Source organism: Bacillus sp. AY2-1 (assembly GCF_008368965.1).
In the GTDB taxonomy this organism is placed as follows: Bacteria; Bacillota; Bacilli; order Bacillales; family Bacillaceae_G; genus Bacillus_A; species Bacillus_A thuringiensis_S.
Genome location: NZ_QPEL01000060.1, coordinates 1 through 19,182 on the forward strand (window position 1 = coordinate 1; position 19,182 = coordinate 19,182).

Consider the following 19,182-nt stretch of genomic DNA (forward strand, 5'->3'; position numbering starts at 1 on the left):
GCGTTTCCGCATCAGCGACGGTTATTAATATATCATGCAGTATATACAGGGTCAATACTTTTTACAAAAAAATTTCACATCCCGTTAAAAACTTAAAAATCGCTGTAAAAATCATTATAGCACCCATTCATTCTTCATGGCTCCCCTCCTATCCATTTCATATCTTATCCCTTTATCAATTTACACGAGAGTGAAAATTCTAAATTTTATGTTATATTATTATTATAGGAGTGTGGTGAGAATGAGCATTAAGTATTCAAACAAAATCAATAAAATCCGGACCTTTGCATTAAGTTTAGTATTTATCGGCCTCTTCATTGCATACTTAGGTGTCTTTTTCCGCGAAAACATTATTGTTATGACAACGTTTATGATGGTTGGCTTTTTAGCTGTTATCGCTAGCACTGTCGTTTACTTTTGGATTGGTATGTTATCTACTAAGACTATCCAAATTATTTGTCCAAGCTGTGATAAGCCAACAAAAATGCTCGGCCGTGTCGATGCATGTATGCACTGCAATCAACCTTTAACACTAGATCGAGATCTAGAAGGAAAAGAATTTGATGAAAAGTATAATAAGAAGAGTTATAAATCATAAGTATCAAGGGAAATACGAGTTTGCAACACTACAAACGTTTCAACTCATTAAAAAGTTGATTTCTTAAGAAATCAACTTTTTAATTGTTTTATTAAATTTATTACACCTATTTTTTCGAAATAACAGTAAACATCCCTGTCATGTTAGGCGAATAATCTTTAAAATCATATTTTTCGTAGAATGACGTTTTACCTTGCGACGCAAACAAACCAATGAATGCTTTATCTGGAGCATTCTGATTTAAGTATTCTACTAAAGTATTCATTATTTTCTTTCCAATACCATTCTTTTGATACTCTGGATGAACCACTATATCTTGAATATAGAAATAGATAGCCCCATCACCAACAATTCTCCCCATGCCGATGATTTGATTATTATCCTTGACTGTTATACAGTAAATCGAATTTTGAAGTGATATTTCCGCCACCTCAAAGTTCATATAATTAGTCCATCCCACAGAATCACATAAATATTTATATTCTTCCAATGTTGGAATGTCACTTTTAATCTCATATTTCTTCAAAATGTCCCCTCCAAGAATTCATTTCCACCAATACAAAGTAAATTCGACAAACTTTTATCTAACCCTTCTTACTAACTTAGCACTGTAAATCCCGATTAACCTCACGCTAATCCTTATATAATAAAGAAAGAGGCTGACGTATAGCCGTCAGCCTCTTTCTTTATTATATATTACGCCTTATGACACTCTGGACAAACGCCATAAATTTCTAAGCGATGACTATTAATAACGAAGCCTGTCGTTTTTGCAGCTTCCTCTTCAAGTTGTTCCAAACCTCCATAAGGAAAATCAACAATCTTACCACATTTTTCACAAATCACATGATAATGTTGACTTGTAACATAATCAAATCTACTTGAAGCGTCTCCATAAGTTAATTCCTTTACAAGTCCAACCTCTTTAAATACACGTAAGTTATTATAGACAGTTGCAACACTCATATTTGGAAACTTACCTTCTAATGCTTTATAAATGTCATCCGCTGTTGGGTGCGTCATTGATTCCACAAGGTACTCTAAAATAGCATGACGCTGTGGAGTAATGCGTACACCCGTATTTTTCAGCATTTCTAGCGCTTCTTTTAATTCTTCTTTGACCACCGTCATGCACCCCGATTCTATACGGATTATTATTTTATAATTCTTATAAAGAGTGTACTCCTTTTCTTATAAATCGTCAATATTTCTACTATAAGTATGTGGTTTATTTTTATATTCAGGGCTTGTTTTTATGTATCTTTCCCTTTTTCTTCATATATTACATAGAAAAAAGTGCGACATAATCGCACTTGGAATACTATCATCTGAGGAGGTATGCCCTACACTTCCACTTTATGTAAGGCAGTAAAATATGTATAGACACTTGCCTTGTTTCTGCATATTTTATCTCCACTATAGATTTATTTTATATAAGAAAGAACATCCTCAATATGTCCTTTCACTTTCACTTTACGCCACTCTTTCACAAGTTCACCATCTTTATTAATAAGGAATGTAGAACGCTCGATTCCCATATACTCTTTCCCAAAGTTCTTTTTCAGCTTCCAAACATCATATAACTCTGCTACTTTATGATCTTCATCTACTAAAAGTGTAAATGGCAATTCATGTTTCTCAATGAATTTCAAATGTCTATTCGCTGAATCAGGACTTACTCCAAGAATAACCGTATCCTTCTCTTGAAATACTCCATACGCATCACGAAAATCACATGCTTCAGTTGTACATCCTGGCGTCATATCTTTCGGGTAAAAATAGAGAACTACATTTTTACCGCGGAAATCAGCTAGGCTAACTTCTTCTCCGTTACTTCCCTCTAATGTGAATTCTGGTGCCATTTCTCCTACTGTAATCATAGTTATCACTCCTACTCTTTTCCTTTACTATAACAAATGCTTCCTTATTTTTCATTGTCTATTACAGACCTCATCACAAAAGCAAAAGGGAGTGTATATCCAATTAGCGCTTCTGCAATTGCAATCCATCGCCCAATTCCAATCGGAGATATGTCACCATATCCAACAGACAATAAAGTAACTGCGCTAAAATATAAACAAACTTCAACGAGTTGAAAAGAATGAGCGTTCAAACTTTCTCCGTCCTCTTTCAAAACTGCGAAACCCATTTCCTCTAATACAACGTAACTTAATCCAAACGCGATCAGTACTGTTGTATAGATTAAAAATAATGTGGCCAAATTATACAGCGAAAAAAAACGCGTTGAATCTGAATAGGAACTCCATAATAATTGGACACTTTTCAAAATAGCGATTGCTGCAAGTAATAGAATAAATCCCCATAACATGTCCTCCACCTCATTTTATATGTATGAGACGACCATTGGATTTATCCCTTAGAAACAAACAAGCTTCTATAATTAATTCCCAGCACCACGGTACCTTTTTACCCCTTGATTCCAAAGAGTGATTGCAATCGTAAAACAGATAACACCAACAATTGGCGTCGCGAATGCATAACTATTCCATTCTGTTTTTCTTAAAAAGTATGCTGCTGGATATACTCCAACAAACGCAAACGGTAAAACAAACGTTAAAATGAAACGAATTACACGATTATAAATATTAACAGGATAGCGCCCGTAATTACCTATGTTATACATAAGGGGCATAATTGAACTTTTCGCATCTGACCAAAAACCAAGGCTCGCAAGCGTAACAAATATCCCTCCATATACAAGTGCGCCTCCTCCTACCATCAATATAAATAAGAAGAAATCATACCAGTAAAAAGATAATTGTAACTCTACAGCTGCATATCCCATTACAATCATTCCTGTAATGGCCCCAATTAAAGACTCAAGTTCCATTCTTTCTAATATAATTTGAAACAAGCTATGAATCGGTCTCGTTAATATACGATCCATCTCCCCTTTAATAATGTAACGATCATTAAAGTCCCATATGTTAAAGAAAGCTGAGAAAATGGCAAACGGCACTAAAAAGAAACCATAAATAAAGATTACTTCTTCTCTACTCCAGCCTTTTAATGCTTGTGTATGCCCAAACACAACGAGAATAAAGATTAAATTAACAGCCTGTAGTGATAAATCAGAAAGTAATCCAACGATAAAATCGCCCCGATACTCCAATTTTGTTTTTATATATTGGCTTGCATATTGCAAAAATAGTTTTATATATATCATCTCATCATCCCCCTTGTACAATTAGACGTTTTCTCGCCGTTCTCCACATAAGTACAATTGGAATAATAAGGACAATCGCCCAAATTACTTGGAATAATAATGCCTCATACAATTTATTTCCTTGTATACCTTCTGAAAAAATCATACTCGGAATATAACTAATGGCTTGAAACGGTAAAAACATCATTGCCTTTTGGGCCCATAACGGATAAAAACTAATCGGTAATAATAGACCAGAAAATAAATCAATAACAACGCGTTTTGCATACATAATTCCACTATTATTAAATAGGAAGAACGTGAGCATTCCCGTCATTAAATTAATTTGTGTATTAATAATAAAACTAAATATTAGAGACAAGAAGAAATATAACCACGTTTGAAAATTCGTTGTAATTTGCAATGAAAATAATAACGTAACGATAACCATACCTGGAATTGAAAAAAATGCAAAACGAAATATCCCTTCCCCAAGACCTTGCATCACTTTCATCCCTAAATAATTATATGGACGAATCAGTTCTACCGCTACACGTCCTTCTTGAATCTCCATCGCAATTTCCCTATCTATATTATTAAAATAAAAGGCACGTGCCATCCACGCAATTGCGATATACGTAGTCATTTGCGAAATAGATAAACTTTCAATGTTCTCTTTTCCGCTATAAATTGCTTGCCATAAAAAATAATACGCACCGATATTAATCGTATAAATTAAAATCCCGCTATAATAATTTGTGCGATACGCAAGCATCATTAAAAAGCGAATTCGAATCATTTCAATATACTTACCCATGTTTAATACCTTCTTCATAAATGTTACGAATAATTTCCTCTGTAGACACTTCATTAATTTTTAAATCTTTAATTTGAAAGGCTTGTACTACTTTAGAAATAAGCATTGAAATAATAACTTCTTCATTCGGTATTTTTGCAACCCACGCGTTTTCCTCTTTCGCTTTCGACCAAACGACATGACTATCTGGCATAACCATTGATAAAGCCTGATAGGAAACTGGTGCAATAAACTGAAAATGTATTTCCTTCTCTGCTCCCCACTGCGTACGAAGATTATTTAAAGAACCGTCATACATAATATTTCCTTCATCCAGCATGATAACACGCTCACATAATGCTTCAATATCAGTAATATCATGGGTTGTTAATAAAATTGTTGTTTTATAACGTTCATTCATTTCTTTTAAAAATTCACGTATTTTCAATTTCACAAGTACATCTAGCCCAATTGTTGGTTCATCTAAAAATAATAACGGTGGGTTATGAATTAATGCTGCCGCTAATTCACAACGCATTCTTTGACCTAGAGATAACTTTCGAACTGGCTTATCTAATAAAGGACCAATATCTAACGTTTCAATCACGTGTTCCATATGCTCTTTATACTGAGCGTCTGATACACCGTACACTTTTTTTAATAAACGAAAAGATTCTTGTACAGCAATATCCCACCAAAGTTGTGAACGTTGACCGAAAACAACACCAATGGTTCTTACAAATTCTTCTCTCTGCTTATGTGGGTTCATCCCATTTACTAAAATCTCTCCTGATGTCGGAGTCAAAATCCCCGTAAGCATTTTAATTGTTGTTGATTTACCAGCACCGTTCTCACCGATATAACCAACCATCTCACCTTGTTTTACAGTAAAAGATACATCATTTACTGCTGGTACTATTTTATAATTACGATTTAATAAATCGCGAAATGCACCCTTTAAACCCAGACGACTTGAATAGGCTGTAAATTCTTTACGTAACCCTTGTACCTCAATTACCGATTTCATAATCGGACCCCCCTCCTAAATGTCACAACGAATAGTTTACCCAACTGCCTTCTCTATCACAAACAATACGTCTTTTCGAAAAACATGTTAGAATAATACATAGATTTTTGTAAGGAGATGAATGGTAGTGAAATTCACAAAATCAGAAGCATTACATAAAGAAGCTTTAGAACATATCGTTGGCGGCGTTAATAGTCCTTCTCGTTCTTTTAAAGCAGTTGGCGGTGGCGCTCCTGTTGCTATGGAACGTGGAAAAGGTGCTTATTTCTGGGATGTAGACGGAAATAAATATATCGATTATTTAGCAGCATACGGTCCTATTATTACTGGACATGCTCACCCGCACATCACAAAAGCAATTACAACAGCTGCTGAAAATGGTGTACTTTACGGAACACCAACAGCGCTAGAAGTAAAATTTGCAAAAATGTTAAAAGAGGCAATGCCTGCTTTAGATAAAGTACGCTTTGTAAACTCTGGTACTGAAGCAGTAATGACGACAATTCGTGTTGCTCGTGCTTACACAGGCCGCACAAAAATCATGAAATTTGCTGGTTGTTACCACGGTCATTCTGATTTAGTACTTGTAGCAGCTGGATCTGGTCCTTCTACACTAGGAACACCTGACTCAGCCGGCGTACCACAAAGTATCGCTCAAGAAGTTATTACTGTTCCATTTAATAATGTAGAAACTTTAAAAGAAGCGTTAGATAAATGGGGACATGAAGTAGCGGCTATTCTTGTAGAACCGATTGTTGGAAACTTCGGTATTGTAGAGCCAAAACCTGGATTCCTTGAGAAAGTGAATGAACTTGTTCATGAAGCTGGCGCACTAGTAATTTATGATGAAGTTATTACCGCTTTCCGCTTCATGTACGGTGGTGCTCAAGATTTACTTGGCGTAACACCAGACTTAACAGCTCTTGGTAAAGTTATTGGCGGCGGACTTCCAATCGGTGCTTACGGTGGTAAGAAAGAAATTATGGAACAAGTTGCTCCGCTTGGCCCTGCATATCAAGCAGGTACAATGGCAGGAAATCCTGCTTCTATGGCATCTGGTATTGCTTGTCTAGAAGTTCTTCAACAAGAAGGACTTTATGAGAAATTAGATGAACTTGGTGCCATGCTTGAAAAAGGAATTTTAGAGCAAGCTGCAAAACATAATATCGATATTACATTAAACCGCCTAAAAGGCGCTTTAACTGTATACTTCACAACAAATACAATTGAAGATTACGATGCAGCACAAGATACAGACGGTGAAATGTTCGGTAAATTCTTCAAGCTAATGCTTCAAGAAGGAGTTAACTTAGCACCTTCAAAATACGAGGCATGGTTCTTAACGACAGAACATACAAAAGAAGATATTGAATATACAATTGAAGCTGTAGGCAGAGCATTTGCTGCTTTAGCAGATAGCAAATAATCTCGTCATTAAAAGGAAAAAAGAAAGCACATCTTTCTTTTTTCCTTTTTTCTATTTCATAAATCCCACATTAATAGTATAATTATTCATAATTATCTGTTTTATATTCTTTTACATCATTACTATCTCTGTGTACAAGGTGATTCACACCTTAAATAGTAAGATTATTCTAACTTTTACAAGAGGGGGGATTGACGGATGCTCAATAAAACAAATACATGGACACCGTCTTTATTTCGAGATTATAGAAATGCAGAACATGATGCGTGTGGAATCGTTTCCGTTATGGAGAAACGAAAAATTCCTACAAAAGAAAACATTGACCTTTGCATACAATCACTCGTCAAAATGAATCATAGAGCTGGTTTCATTAATGGCGAGGGCGATGGCATCGGCATTCACATTGATGTACCAAAAACGCTTTGGAATGAAAAACTAAAAAGTAGTGGATATAATCCAACGATTGTGGATCATCCCCACTTTATCGTTGGACATTTTTTTCTAAATAAAAAAGAAAACATTACTGCCTTAAAAGATTATATTCGTACGCAATTAAACAACAAAAACTTTACTATCATTTTCGAAAGTGATGATGTAACAAACTCAGATGCGCTCGGTCCACTCGGTAAACAAGAAGAACCTTTATTTTGGCAAGTTGCCCTTATCGCAGAAAATGAAATTACAAATATTGAGCAAACATTATTTTCTGTCACAATAAAAATAGAGGAAAACGAAGCAATTCATGTTGCTTCATTAAGTCGTGATCATGTTGTATATAAAGTTCTAGGTGCTGGTGATACACTTGTTGCCTACTATAATGATTTACAACATCCACTTATCGCTTCAACTATGACATTAGGACATAACCGCTACTCTACTAATACATTATCTAATTTTTTTCGTGTACAACCATTTAGTATTCTCGGACATAATGGTGAAATTAACACAATCGCAAAATTACGCGATCAAGCTGAAATGATTGATGTACCACTTACTGCTGGAGGCAGTGACTCTCAAGATTTAAACCGCACCTTAGAAACCCTACTTGTTCAATACGACTACAGTTTATTTGAAGCAATGGAAATACTATTTCCACCAATTATTAATGAAATTAAACTTTATGAAACACCTTTACAAGATTTATATACGTATATACGTGAAGCATGGGGACATTTTGCACAAGGACCAGCTGGCATCATTTCCCGTTTTAAAGATGAAGCTGTTTTCAGCGTTGATTCCCTTGGATTACGCCCAGTATGGAAAGTAGAGACAGAAAGCTCTTATATTTTCTCTTCTGAACCTGGAGTTGTATCACCAACTAAATATGTAGCAGAACCAAAGCCACTCGCCCCTGGAGAAAAGGTCGGATTAAAATGGAATGAACAAGATGAACTTGTTCTTTATGAATATGACAAATATCAAATCCAAGTATATAACCGTTTTAAAAAGCGAATTGATACTACCAATTATCATTTAAATTTATCTATCCCTGAAACGCAAAAAATCCAAGGGCTATGTGATTTTGTTCAAGTTGAAACGAAACAATACGTCGCTTTCGGATGGGACCGAGAACATATTCAGCTTCTTGAACAGATGGCAACAAAAGGTGTTGAACCAATACGCTCACTTGGGCATGACTCACCACTTGCCGCACTTGATACTGATAGACGAAATATCGCTGACTTTATTAAAGAAAGTGTAGCTGTTGTTACAAACCCAGCAATTGACCGTGACCGTGAAATTGAACACTTCTCTACACGTACTGTACTTGGAGAGCGTCCAAGTTTATTAAGCGGCGCAAAACGGCCATTTGTAGTTGAAATGCTTTCACCAATTATTTTAGAAGGCAGCGTGGCACAACCTATTGCAGAGGAATTACACACAATTACGTACGAACAACTCACAGCGTTATTTAGGACTCATAACTCTATTGCCACAATCTCTGCTACATTCAGCTCGTCAGAAACCCTGCAATGTGCATTAAGCCGCATTAGTTCTGAAGCGATAGCTGCTGTTAACAATGGTGCTTCCCTACTAGTATTAGATGACGCAAAAGCCCATCTAAATGAACGCTTGTGGATTGATCCACATTTAGTTACCGCGAAAGTACATCAAGAATTAAGTGAAAATAAATTACGCCGCAATTGTTCTCTCGTTATACGTTCTGGTGCCCTTCGCTCCTTACATGACATTGTCACGCTATATGGATTAGGAGCAGATAGTATTAATCCATATTTATTATTCGCGACTGTAAGTGATGGAACAAAAATACCAATTACGAATCTGTATAATGCACTTAATAAAGGATTAGAAAAAGTCATTTCAACAATTGGAATTCATGAGTTACGTGGTTACGGACGTCTCTATTCATCTATTGGGTTACATGAGGAAATTGCAAATATATTACAAATCACAAATTTCTTCGGTTCAAATGATTTAGCTTTTTCACTTGAATCACTTGCTGAAGATGCAAAAATACGAGCAGAGGATTATAACAATCCTAAAATTAGAATGCGAAAATCATTTCATATATTCCCGCGAATTTGGAAAGCAATCGGCGATGTTGCAAAAGGAAATCCTTATGATGACTACCGTGACAAGTTAAGTGAACTAGAAGAGAATAATCCAATCGCAATCAGACACCTTGTTCAAACGAAACAAACAAAACATGTCGTTCCAACTGAAGAAGTATCTATCGGCATTCAAAATCATAATTTACCATTTATTATTAGTTCTATGTCATTTGGTTCTCAAAACGAAATTGCCTTTCGCGCATATGCAGAAGCGGCCGATCAGCTAAATATGATTAGCTTGAACGGTGAAGGCGGCGAAATTAAAGATATGATCGGGAAATACCCACATACACGCGGACAACAAGTGGCATCTGGGCGATTTGGAGTAAATGCCGAACTACTAAACTCATCGAATTTAATTGAAATCAAAATCGGTCAAGGCGCAAAGCCTGGTGAAGGTGGGCATTTACCTGGTTCAAAAGTGACAGCCAAAATCGCTGAAGCACGTAATGCGACAATCGGCTCAGATTTAATTTCACCTTCTAACAACCATGATATTTATTCAATTGAAGATTTAGCTCAAATGATTACGGAAATTAAAACAGCTAATCAACTTGCCAAAGTAGCCGTGAAAGTCCCTGTTGTTCCTAATATCGGAACAATTGCTGTCGGTATCGCCAAAGCTGGTGCTGATTTTATTAACATTAGCGGATTCGATGGTGGAACAGGTGCTGCACGTATTCACGCCTTGCAACATGTAGGTCTTCCTGTAGAAATTGGTGTTAAAGCCGCTCACAACGCTTTATTAGAAGCGAGCATGAGACATAAAGTAGAGATTTGGGCAGATGGTGGTATTCGAAGTGTAAATGATGCCTTGAAAATCATGCTCCTCGGAGCAAACCGTATTGGATTTGGCACACTGTCAATGATTGCAATCGGCTGTACTACTTGCCGTGGGTGCCATCTAGATACTTGCCATGTTGGAATTGCGACACAAATTGAGTCTGAAGCACAGGCAAAAGAACATGGATTACGCCGCTTCGTCCCACGCGAATTAGAAAGCGCAGTTGCTGGCCTGCTAAATTTATTCACCTCTTTCGGTGTAGAACTAAAACGATTAACAGGACAGCTTGGGTATACAAATTTACAAGCAATTGTCGGGCGTTCTGATTTATTAGAGCAAGTTCGGGGCGAAAATTTATTAAACTTATGTAATTTACTACAAATAATAGAACATCCATCTGTTACAACAACAAAAGACGTACCAGAAAAACAATTTAAAACAGTTCATTCCGCTGACTCAAAAGAATTAGTAGGCGTTGGTGTAGAGCAACGCGTTATGGGCGGTCTAGAATCATGTTATCGCGTTCGCAGTAAACTATATGAAGCTACTCAACTTGAACCACTTACATTAAAGTATACGAATGGTTCTATCCCTGGAAATGGGTTAGGTGCTTACAATAGTGAAAATTTATTTATACACGTAAATGGCGGCGCACAAGATGGCATTGGTAAAACTTCCTTTGGTGGTGGTATTTATATAACGAAATCAAAAGGAAAAGACGGAGTATATTATAACGGTTCTGTCGGAAAAGGATTTGGATATGGGGCACAAAAAGGGGCACTATACGTGCAAGGGAACGCTGATGCTCGTGCTGGCATTCGCCTTTCTGGGGCAGACATGATCATTGGAGGTAGAATAACAAAACCACTCCGTGAAAAAGAGCAAGGAAATATAGGTGCATACTCCAATATTAAAGGTTTTGCTTTTGAATATATGACAAATGGGCGAGCGCTTGTTTTAGGTGACCCTGGTCCATGGATTTGCGCTGGCATGACTGGCGGTGTTGTTTATTTGCGTCATGATTCAAACTTAGGCTTAACAGAACAGGCCTTAAAAAGAAGAATTGCAAAAGGGGCAAATGTTACATTACAATCAATTAGTAAAAATGGTTTGAAAGATGTAACTGAATTATTGCTAGACTATATTCGTGTACTAAACGAGCATGAGCAATATGAGGAAGTTGCTTTGTTAACCCCATTATTAGATGATATACAGAACCAGTTTTTTGAAATTATCCCAAAAAAAGAACAGGCAGATCCATCTATCTCAACAGAGTAACATGAGTAATTTTCATTATTAAGAAAAAATTGACGAAGTACACTTCTCATAGTAATCTATAGTAACAATTTGAGACCTGCTGAAATTCAGCAGGTCTTTTTACTAAAAACTGATGTTTAAAAGAAATTAGGAAAAATTATAAAGTGAAACTTTAATTAGCCTACAGCAATTGAGCGTTTACCGGCATCCAGCTACTGAATTTAGAGGCGGGAATCTTACTGTTCACAATTAGCCGGATAAAATGAATACTAATTTCTTTTAACGTCACTAAAATATCACTTGCTAACATATTGTAATGAATGTATAGTATCATGTTGTACATTCATTATGACAAGAGAAAGGATCTTATTAAGGGTATGAAACTTGGTGCTCGCATTTTAAAAACGGGTATTGCCATCACGTTAGCTTTATTTGCTTGTATTTTACTTCAATTACCGAGTCCGGTATTTGCGGGAATTTCAGCTATCTTTGCTGTTCAACCGTCTGTATACCGTTCTTATTTAACCGCACTTGAACAGATTCAAGCAAATGTAATCGGTGCGATATTTGCTATCGCATTTGCTACTGCTTTTGGACATAATCCTTTTATTATTGGATTAACATGTATATTAGTAATTGCTCTTACACTGCAATTACGATTAGAAAACACAATATCAATTGCTTTAGTAACAGTTATCGCCATTATGGAGTATCAAGGCGAAGACTTCTTTAGTTTTGCCTTACTTCGATTTGCGACAATTATGATTGGTATTATTGCGGCTTCACTTGTAAATTTAGTATTTATGCCGCCGAAATATGAAACAAAACTTTATCATCGTATCGTTGATAATACAGAAGAAATTGTAAAATGGATTCGAATGAATAGCAGGCAGGCTTCTGATTTTACAACGCTAAAAACTGATATTGATCGTATGAAAGAAAAAATGATCAAACTAAATCATTACTATTTGCTGTATAAAGAAGAAAGAAGCTACACGAAAAAAGTAAAGTTCGCAAAAATTCGTAAGCTCGTTTTATTCAGACAAATGTTAGCGACAACAAGCCGTGCTTTAAGTACGTTAAAATCATTACACCGTACTGAAAATGAACTACGCTACATGCCGGAAGAATTTCAGGAATCTATCCAAAACGAACTTGATTCATTAACGCATTATCATGAACAAGTTTTATTAAAATTCATTGGTAAAGCAAAAAAACAACAATCAGTTGAAATGCTTGATGAAGTTGAAACAGGTAAACAAGAATTAATTGATATCTTTATGGAATATCAAAACAAGGACGATGAAGAAGCATATAAAACATGGTTACATCTCTTCCCTCTTATTTCTTCCATCATTAACTATAGTGAAGAAGTAGAGCATTTAGATTTACTTGTAGATAGCTTCTACACATACCATAAACCAGAAAAAGAACTCCAAATCGATGATAAAAAAGAAGACGAATAAAAAAGCAGCTCCTTTTATGCTAAAGGAGCTGTTTCTGTTATATGTTGAAGTTGATATAAATTATAATAAAATCCTCTTTTTCGCATTAACTCTTCATGAGAACCGGTTTCTTTAATCTGACCGTCTTCAATGTAAATGATCGTATCAACATGCGTAATTGTCGCTAATCGATGTGCAATTATAATCGTTGTCCGGTCAGCAGCTAACGTCTGAAGCGCCTCTTGAATATACCTTTCATTTTCTAAATCTAAAGCCGAAGTTGCTTCATCCAATATAAGTACCGACGGATTCTTTAGAAATACGCGTGCAATTGCCACGCGTTGCCTTTGCCCACCCGATAGCTTCACACCACGTTCTCCAACGACAGTATTATAACCATCTGGTAAATCTATAATAAAATCATGAATTTGCGCAGCTTTGGCAGCTGCAATCACTTCTTTCTCTGTAGCTTTCGGATTTCCATATAAAATATTAGCTTCAATTGTATCGCTAAACAATAAATTATCTTGCAGTACAATTCCAATATTACTACGTAAATTTCTCATATTATACTTCCTTACATCTATGCCATCTACATAAACCGTGCCTTCAGAAACATCATAGAAACGCGGGATCAAACTAGCAAGAGATGACTTCCCTCCTCCACTCGCTCCTACAAGCGCTACTTTCTCTCCAGACTGCATAGTTAATGACAAGTTGTGTAATATCTCTTTTTCATCTGCATTATAACGAAAAGAAACATTATCAAATACAATTTCTCCATTTAATTTTTCCGTTTGTATCGCATTTGGCACATTAACAATATCGTATTTTTCATCTAACAGTTCAAACACACGATCCATCGATGCAAAAGATTGTGTCAATGTTGTAGATGAATTAACAAGGCGGCGAAGCGGACTATATAAACTATCCATATATCCAACAAAGGCTACCATCGTCCCTAGCGTTAACTGCCCCTGAATTACTTCATATGCTGCAAAACCAATCACAAGTAACGGACCTAAATCGGTTAACGTATTTACTGCCGAAAATGTTCTCGCCGTCCAACTTGTATGGTTTAATGCTTTCGTTAAAAATTCATTATTTCTTTTTTCAAACTGCTTCCCCTCATACTCTTCTAACGCAAAGCTACGTGTCACTTGCATTCCTTGAATACGTTCATGCAAATACCCTTGCATCGTCGCTAACGCTTGTGAACGCTCTTTCGTCAATTTCCGAAGACGTCCGAAAAAATATTTCACTGCTATTACATAAATAGGTAAAATCAATAACGCAACAAATGTTAATTTTATATTCATAGAAAACATAACAATGATAGCGATAGCAATTGTTGCAGTATCTAACCAGACGTTCATCAAACCTGTAATTACAAAATCTTTCGTTTGTTCTACATCATGGATGACCCGTGAAATAATCTCCCCTGTTTTCGTATTCGAATAATAACGTAAGCTTAACTTTTGTAAGTGACCGAAAATATGCTTCCGCAAATCATACAGTATTGTATTTGCGATACGTTGCGCGAAATATTGACGATAATATTCAATCGGTGGTCTTAATACCGCAAAAATAAAAAAAGCAATTCCAATCGCTGTTATTAATTGAGATGTTTTATCTTGAAGTGAACCCGCCCCTTGAATTACATCATCGATAATATACTTTAATAACCACGGCATAATAAGTGGAATACCGAACTTAACTAGTCCAATAATAATTGTAATAGCAATAAGCCATCGATATGGTTTAACAAATTGTAAATATCTTTTTATGCCCTGCACATAATCCCCCCCTCTAATAGGACAAACCTGCCGGGAAATTCCCTGCAGGTTTGTTTTAATTTCTGTACATTAAATATCGTTCATACCACATATCTACGAAATCTGGTGCGAATGGACCTTTTCTTTGATGAATCCACTGTGTTAAATGTGCTACATTTCGTTTTAAAATTGTATCTATAACAGGTGGATACTGCATAATTTGACTATGTTTTTCATACTCATCTTCATCTAGAAGCGTATATGTCATATCTGGATACACTTTAATATCTAAATCATAATCAATATACTTTAATGCTTCAGAATCATACGCAAAAGGTGAGCTTAAATTGCAATAATAATATACGCCATCCTCCCTAAGCATCCCAATCACATTAAACCAATAGTTAGCATGAAAATAACAAATTGCTGGTTCGCGCGTAATCCATGTTCGACCATCTGATTCTGTAACTACTGTACGATCATTCGCTCCGATCACAAGACTCTGTGTCCCTTTTAAAATTGTTGTTTCTTCCCACATTCTATGAATGGAGCCATTATGTTTATAACTATGTATTTGTACTTTTTCTCCTTCTTTGGGAAATCCCATATATGCTCCCTTCTTTCAACTGCAAATGCCCTTTGAACGGCATTCACTTTTTTTCTATTATAACTTTTTTGTCAAAATTTTAAAACTAAAGGGATAAGACTCTATTTTCCACACTGAATATGCAGGAGGTTTATCGTTGAATACAATAATCCCCAATCTTCTCAGGAAACAAGGATTGTATTGTATTATTTATAAAGTGAAACTTTAATCAGCCCTCACCAATCGGGCTTTTACGGGCAGCCCGCCCCCCACCTAACTTCTTTGCTTTCGCTGAATTTTGAGGTGGGGGTCTTATTGCCCGGCAAATAGCGGGATAAACGAGGACATGTAATAAAAAAAGCCCTTCTCTATTTGAAGGACTTTTCACCTGAGACAATGATATATCTTATCCTAAATTTGAAATCATTTTTTCAGTTGCAAAAGATTGGATTACACTATTTGTTTGTTCTTCAAATTTCTCATGTAACATCTTCAACGCTACTTCTGTTCTATATATTTCCTGACGGATAAAATGCAGTTCCTTTTTATCGCACATATCTTTTTCATTCATTTCAATTTGTTGATACTTCTCTAGATGTGCTTGTAACTTTAACAACTCATCCATCGTTTCTAATTGCTCCCCTACCAACTTATCAAAATCGTTCATTACTTACCCCCTTTGGACTTATTCATCAGTTATTATTCCTAATTACATATTTCTAATTGTTAACTTCCTTTTCCTTTGACTACATTTGTTGACTTATTAGAAGTTATGTCGTTCATTTTCTTTTCATTACAAAGATCCACACACAAAGAAAACACTTCTCTCGAATTGGAGAAGTGTTTTTCTTTCATTACTCGTTTGAACTAGAAGATTGTGATTGTTTTGCAGCTGACTTAGCATTTTGTTTTTTCACAGCATGCACGTCTGTTTCAGTTGCAAATTCTGTACCATAGCTAGCGTTTGCACTTTGTGCACCAGAAGCTTGTGCTTTCTTTGCTTCTGATTGTGCGTTTGCTTGTTTTACTGCTTGTACATTTGTTTCAGTCGCAAACTCTGTACCATAACTAGCATTTGTACTTTGAATGCTAGCACCAGAAGTTGCCTTGTTATAACCTTGTTGTTTTTTACTCATCTTTCTCACCTCCACAACCAATAATGTAACCAATTCACTTAGAGGCTATCCGTAATTTTATTTTGAATAATTTCCGCATATATCTTTTGTTACTTATTCAAACTATAAGAAATGGAGGTGGAAATATGTATATAGGACGCGATATGACTGAACTAACAATGGTTTCAAAACATGAATGGAAAGAAGATGAATTAGCTTATTTTCATCACTCACTACAACAGATTCTGCCTTATTTAAATGCAGAAGGTCAAAGTATTTACAAAGAAATTGTAGTAGAAATTGAATCAAGAGGCGGCTTACAAGAAGGTGAAGCTAGTTGGACTCATGGGACAAAAATTTCTTACGACTAAAAAAGTGTTCCCTAGATTGGGAACACTTTTTTATTTATTGTATTGTAATTTTCTCCACGCAATTTTCGTAAATAGTACGATGCGATTTCGAAAAAGGTAATTGCTCAAATGCTTCTTTCGATACAAATTTCAATGTATCTGTATCAACAATATTGCCAGTTACCTTTCCATAAAATACAAATATATCCCAAGTACGATGTGTAAACGTATGTTGTACATTCATTGCATATTCATCAATAGAAACCGCGAGTTCAAATTTTTCTTTCATATAATCTATAAGCTGTTCCTTCTGATTTCGAATACCTTCTCCAAGTTCAGCATTAGGAAACTCCCACATATTAGCTAACAAACCTGTACTTGGACGTTTATTAATAACGTAACGACCGTCTTCAGTTTGAAGTACTCCTGCAACAATAGGTACCATTTTAGGAGCTTTCGCTTTACTTTTTACTGGTAATTCTTTTTGAACACCTTCAGCATATCCTCTGCAATGCTCACGTACAGGACAAAGTAAGCACGATGGATTTTTAGGAATACAAATCAGTGCACCTAATTCCATCAATCCCTGATTAAAATAAGATGGGTTTTCTACTGAAATAATTTCACGCACAATCTCTTCAAAAACTTTTCGAGTCTTCGGTTTTGCAATATCATCCCATACTGATAAAATGCGAGATAATACACGCATAACATTTCCATCAACTGCCGGCTCTGGTATACCATATGCAATACTTAAAATAGCACCTTTTGTATATGGTCCGACTCCTTTTAACTTTTCAATTTTCTTTACATCACTTGGTACAACCCCGCCGTATACTTCTTTTACCTCTTTTACTGCCGCATGTAAATTACGTGCTCTAGAATAATATCCTAAACCTTCCCATGCTTTTAATACTTCTTCATCATCTGCGTTCGCTAACGCTTCAAGTGTAGGAAACTTCCCCATAAAATTTGCGTAATATGGTTTTACGGCTTCTACTCTTGTTTGCTGTAACATAATCTCAGAAACCCAAACGCGGTATGGATCTTTATTTTTTCTCCATGGTAAGTCGCGCTGCTCCTCTTCAAACCAACCAATTAAATCATTTTGAAACTGCTCTATATTAAATTTTTTTAGTATTTCAAGTGTCAAACTTGATCCCCCTCATTTTTTTGCATATAAGTACTATTATAAAGATTTTAGGAAAAAATTTAAGTAAGATGACATAGGAAATTGAAGGCAAAGGACTTGAGGTATCGAATAAAAAGAGTTACATTAATAAAAAACGGAGGTGGATTTTTATGGACACAGCCACTCACCTTGTTATGGGTATCACTTTAGGTAGCTTAGCAACATTAGATCCAGCCATAGCACAAAGTGATATTGGCCCACAAGCTGTTATGCTTGCTACAATTGCTGGTTCCAACATTCCTGACATTGACACAGTTTTAAAATTGCGTAATAACGCTAAATATATAAGAAATCATCGCGGAGTTACTCATTCCATTCCCGCGGTAATTCTTTGGTCATTTCTTATAAGTGGCATCTCTTTCGCCTTCTTTTCAGACGCTCCATATCTTCATCTACTACTTTGGTCATTTATTGCAGTCTTCCTTCACGTCTTTGTCGATATTTTTAACGCCTATGGTACACAAGCATTACGGCCTTTCACAAAAAAATGGGTCGCACTCGGCGTGATTAATACATTTGATACCGTAATTTTCTTTATCCATATACTTGCAATTGCTTGCATGCTCGTCGGTTCTCATAAAGGATACACAGCCTTAGCAGCATATATATTAATGATTATTTACTATATCGGACGGGTTATGATGCACCGAAATATAAGAAGCGTTGTACACAAACGTTTCAAAAATGTCGAAAAGATTATCATTTCTCCTTCTTACCGATTTTATCATTATCATTTAGCAGTCGTTACAGCTGATTATTACTACGTTGCGAGATGGCACCGTGGTAACATCATGATATATGACAAATTCGATCGGGTACCGTTCCCAGAAAATGATATTATGCGAGCAGCTAAACAAGATGAAAACATCTCGGCCTTCCTATCTTTCTCTCCTGTATATCGCTGGGATATTTTTGATCATGATCATTATTATGAAGTACGATTCATTGATTTACGGTATCGCAGTAAAGATTATTATCCATTTGTCGCGATTGTTCAGCTCGACCATAATTTAAATATTATTAGTTCCTATACAGGATGGATTTTTAGTGAAGAAAAACTTCGAAAAAAGCTGGAATTACTTCCACATTAAA

Annotated in this window: 18 protein-coding genes; 6 read left to right on the forward strand and 12 right to left on the reverse strand. The window is 35.8% G+C overall.

From position 1 onward, the window contains the following. The first annotated feature begins 241 nt into the window (after positions 1 to 241). Positions 242 to 598, forward strand: coding sequence for a YgzB family protein (locus DN403_RS14755; protein WP_000025067.1), 357 nt, complete (start codon positions 242 to 244; stop codon positions 596 to 598). Positions 599 to 704: 106 nt separating this feature from the next. Here DN403_RS14755 and DN403_RS14760 read toward each other — a convergent pair whose 3' ends face one another. The 7 genes from DN403_RS14760 to DN403_RS14790 form a co-directional block, all read right to left on the reverse strand. Next, positions 705 to 1,124 carry a GNAT family N-acetyltransferase gene (locus tag DN403_RS14760; RefSeq protein ID WP_000759743.1) on the reverse strand — a complete coding sequence of 140 codons (420 nt, stop codon included), beginning with the start codon at positions 1,122 to 1,124 and terminating at the stop codon, positions 705 to 707. 170 nt (positions 1,125 to 1,294) lie between these two features. Then, positions 1,295 to 1,723 carry a peroxide-responsive transcriptional repressor PerR gene (perR, locus tag DN403_RS14765; protein WP_000237831.1) on the reverse strand — a complete coding sequence of 143 codons (429 nt, stop codon included), beginning with the start codon at positions 1,721 to 1,723 and terminating at the stop codon, positions 1,295 to 1,297. Between the two features lie 299 nt (positions 1,724 to 2,022). Beyond that, on the reverse strand, positions 2,023 to 2,478 hold the full coding sequence (gene bcp / locus DN403_RS14770; RefSeq protein ID WP_000633711.1) for a thioredoxin-dependent thiol peroxidase: 456 nt from the start codon (positions 2,476 to 2,478) through the stop codon (positions 2,023 to 2,025). A 44-nt stretch (positions 2,479 to 2,522) separates the two neighbouring features. Then, positions 2,523 to 2,927 carry a potassium channel family protein gene (locus tag DN403_RS14775; protein ID WP_000964360.1) on the reverse strand — a complete coding sequence of 135 codons (405 nt, stop codon included), beginning with the start codon at positions 2,925 to 2,927 and terminating at the stop codon, positions 2,523 to 2,525. A gap of 72 nt (positions 2,928 to 2,999) precedes the next feature. After that, positions 3,000 to 3,785 carry an ABC transporter permease gene (locus tag DN403_RS14780; protein ID WP_000639350.1) on the reverse strand — a complete coding sequence of 262 codons (786 nt, stop codon included), beginning with the start codon at positions 3,783 to 3,785 and terminating at the stop codon, positions 3,000 to 3,002. A 4-nt stretch (positions 3,786 to 3,789) separates the two neighbouring features. After that, positions 3,790 to 4,581: an ABC transporter permease gene (locus DN403_RS14785; protein ID WP_000521515.1), complete on the reverse strand. Its 792-nt coding sequence runs from the start codon at positions 4,579 to 4,581 to the stop codon at positions 3,790 to 3,792. After that, positions 4,574 to 5,587, reverse strand: a complete 1,014-nt coding sequence (locus tag DN403_RS14790; protein WP_149185556.1) for an ABC transporter ATP-binding protein — start codon at positions 5,585 to 5,587, stop codon at positions 4,574 to 4,576. The genes DN403_RS14785 and DN403_RS14790 overlap by 8 nt, the downstream gene beginning before the upstream one ends. A 121-nt stretch (positions 5,588 to 5,708) precedes the next feature. Between DN403_RS14790 and hemL the strand changes: the two genes are divergently transcribed. From hemL to DN403_RS14805, 3 genes are all read left to right on the forward strand, one after another. Continuing rightward, positions 5,709 to 7,013 (forward strand): glutamate-1-semialdehyde-2,1-aminomutase, encoded by a 1,305-nt coding sequence (gene hemL, locus DN403_RS14795; RefSeq protein WP_000260533.1) that lies wholly within the window; start codon positions 5,709 to 5,711, stop codon positions 7,011 to 7,013. 198 nt (positions 7,014 to 7,211) lie between these two features. Next, positions 7,212 to 11,648: a glutamate synthase-related protein gene (locus DN403_RS14800; RefSeq protein WP_098437571.1), complete on the forward strand. Its 4,437-nt coding sequence runs from the start codon at positions 7,212 to 7,214 to the stop codon at positions 11,646 to 11,648. A 356-nt stretch (positions 11,649 to 12,004) separates the two neighbouring features. Continuing rightward, positions 12,005 to 13,093: an aromatic acid exporter family protein gene (locus DN403_RS14805; protein WP_000765787.1), complete on the forward strand. Its 1,089-nt coding sequence runs from the start codon at positions 12,005 to 12,007 to the stop codon at positions 13,091 to 13,093. A gap of 14 nt (positions 13,094 to 13,107) precedes the next feature. Here DN403_RS14805 and DN403_RS14810 read toward each other — a convergent pair whose 3' ends face one another. The 4 genes from DN403_RS14810 to DN403_RS14825 form a co-directional block, all read right to left on the reverse strand. Continuing rightward, complete coding sequence (locus DN403_RS14810) at positions 13,108 to 14,868, reverse strand: ABC transporter ATP-binding protein (RefSeq protein ID WP_001161591.1); 1,761 nt, start codon at positions 14,866 to 14,868, stop codon at positions 13,108 to 13,110. Between the two features lie 55 nt (positions 14,869 to 14,923). Continuing rightward, complete coding sequence (gene ntdP, locus DN403_RS14815; RefSeq protein WP_000506625.1) at positions 14,924 to 15,454, reverse strand: nucleoside tri-diphosphate phosphatase; 531 nt, start codon at positions 15,452 to 15,454, stop codon at positions 14,924 to 14,926. 385 nt (positions 15,455 to 15,839) lie between these two features. Beyond that, a complete protein-coding gene (locus DN403_RS14820) occupies positions 15,840 to 16,100 on the reverse strand; it encodes a YgaB family protein (RefSeq protein WP_000997574.1) in 261 nt (86 codons plus the stop codon). 187 nt (positions 16,101 to 16,287) lie between these two features. Then, entirely contained in the window at positions 16,288 to 16,569 is a 282-nt protein-coding gene (locus DN403_RS14825) for a gamma-type small acid-soluble spore protein (RefSeq protein WP_000039034.1), read from the reverse strand. Between the two features lie 125 nt (positions 16,570 to 16,694). Here DN403_RS14825 and DN403_RS14830 point away from each other — a divergent pair, with 125 nt between their 5' ends. Next, positions 16,695 to 16,919, forward strand: coding sequence for a hypothetical protein (locus tag DN403_RS14830; RefSeq protein ID WP_000275441.1), 225 nt, complete (start codon positions 16,695 to 16,697; stop codon positions 16,917 to 16,919). 34 nt (positions 16,920 to 16,953) lie between these two features. On the opposite strand, the gene mutY is transcribed toward DN403_RS14830, so the two are convergent. After that, a complete protein-coding gene (mutY, locus tag DN403_RS14835) occupies positions 16,954 to 18,051 on the reverse strand; it encodes an A/G-specific adenine glycosylase (protein WP_000171380.1) in 1,098 nt (365 codons plus the stop codon). Between the two features lie 149 nt (positions 18,052 to 18,200). Here mutY and DN403_RS14840 point away from each other — a divergent pair, with 149 nt between their 5' ends. Further along, positions 18,201 to 19,181 carry a metal-dependent hydrolase gene (locus DN403_RS14840; protein ID WP_000379114.1) on the forward strand — a complete coding sequence of 327 codons (981 nt, stop codon included), beginning with the start codon at positions 18,201 to 18,203 and terminating at the stop codon, positions 19,179 to 19,181. The last annotated feature ends 1 nt before the right edge of the window (position 19,182 follow it).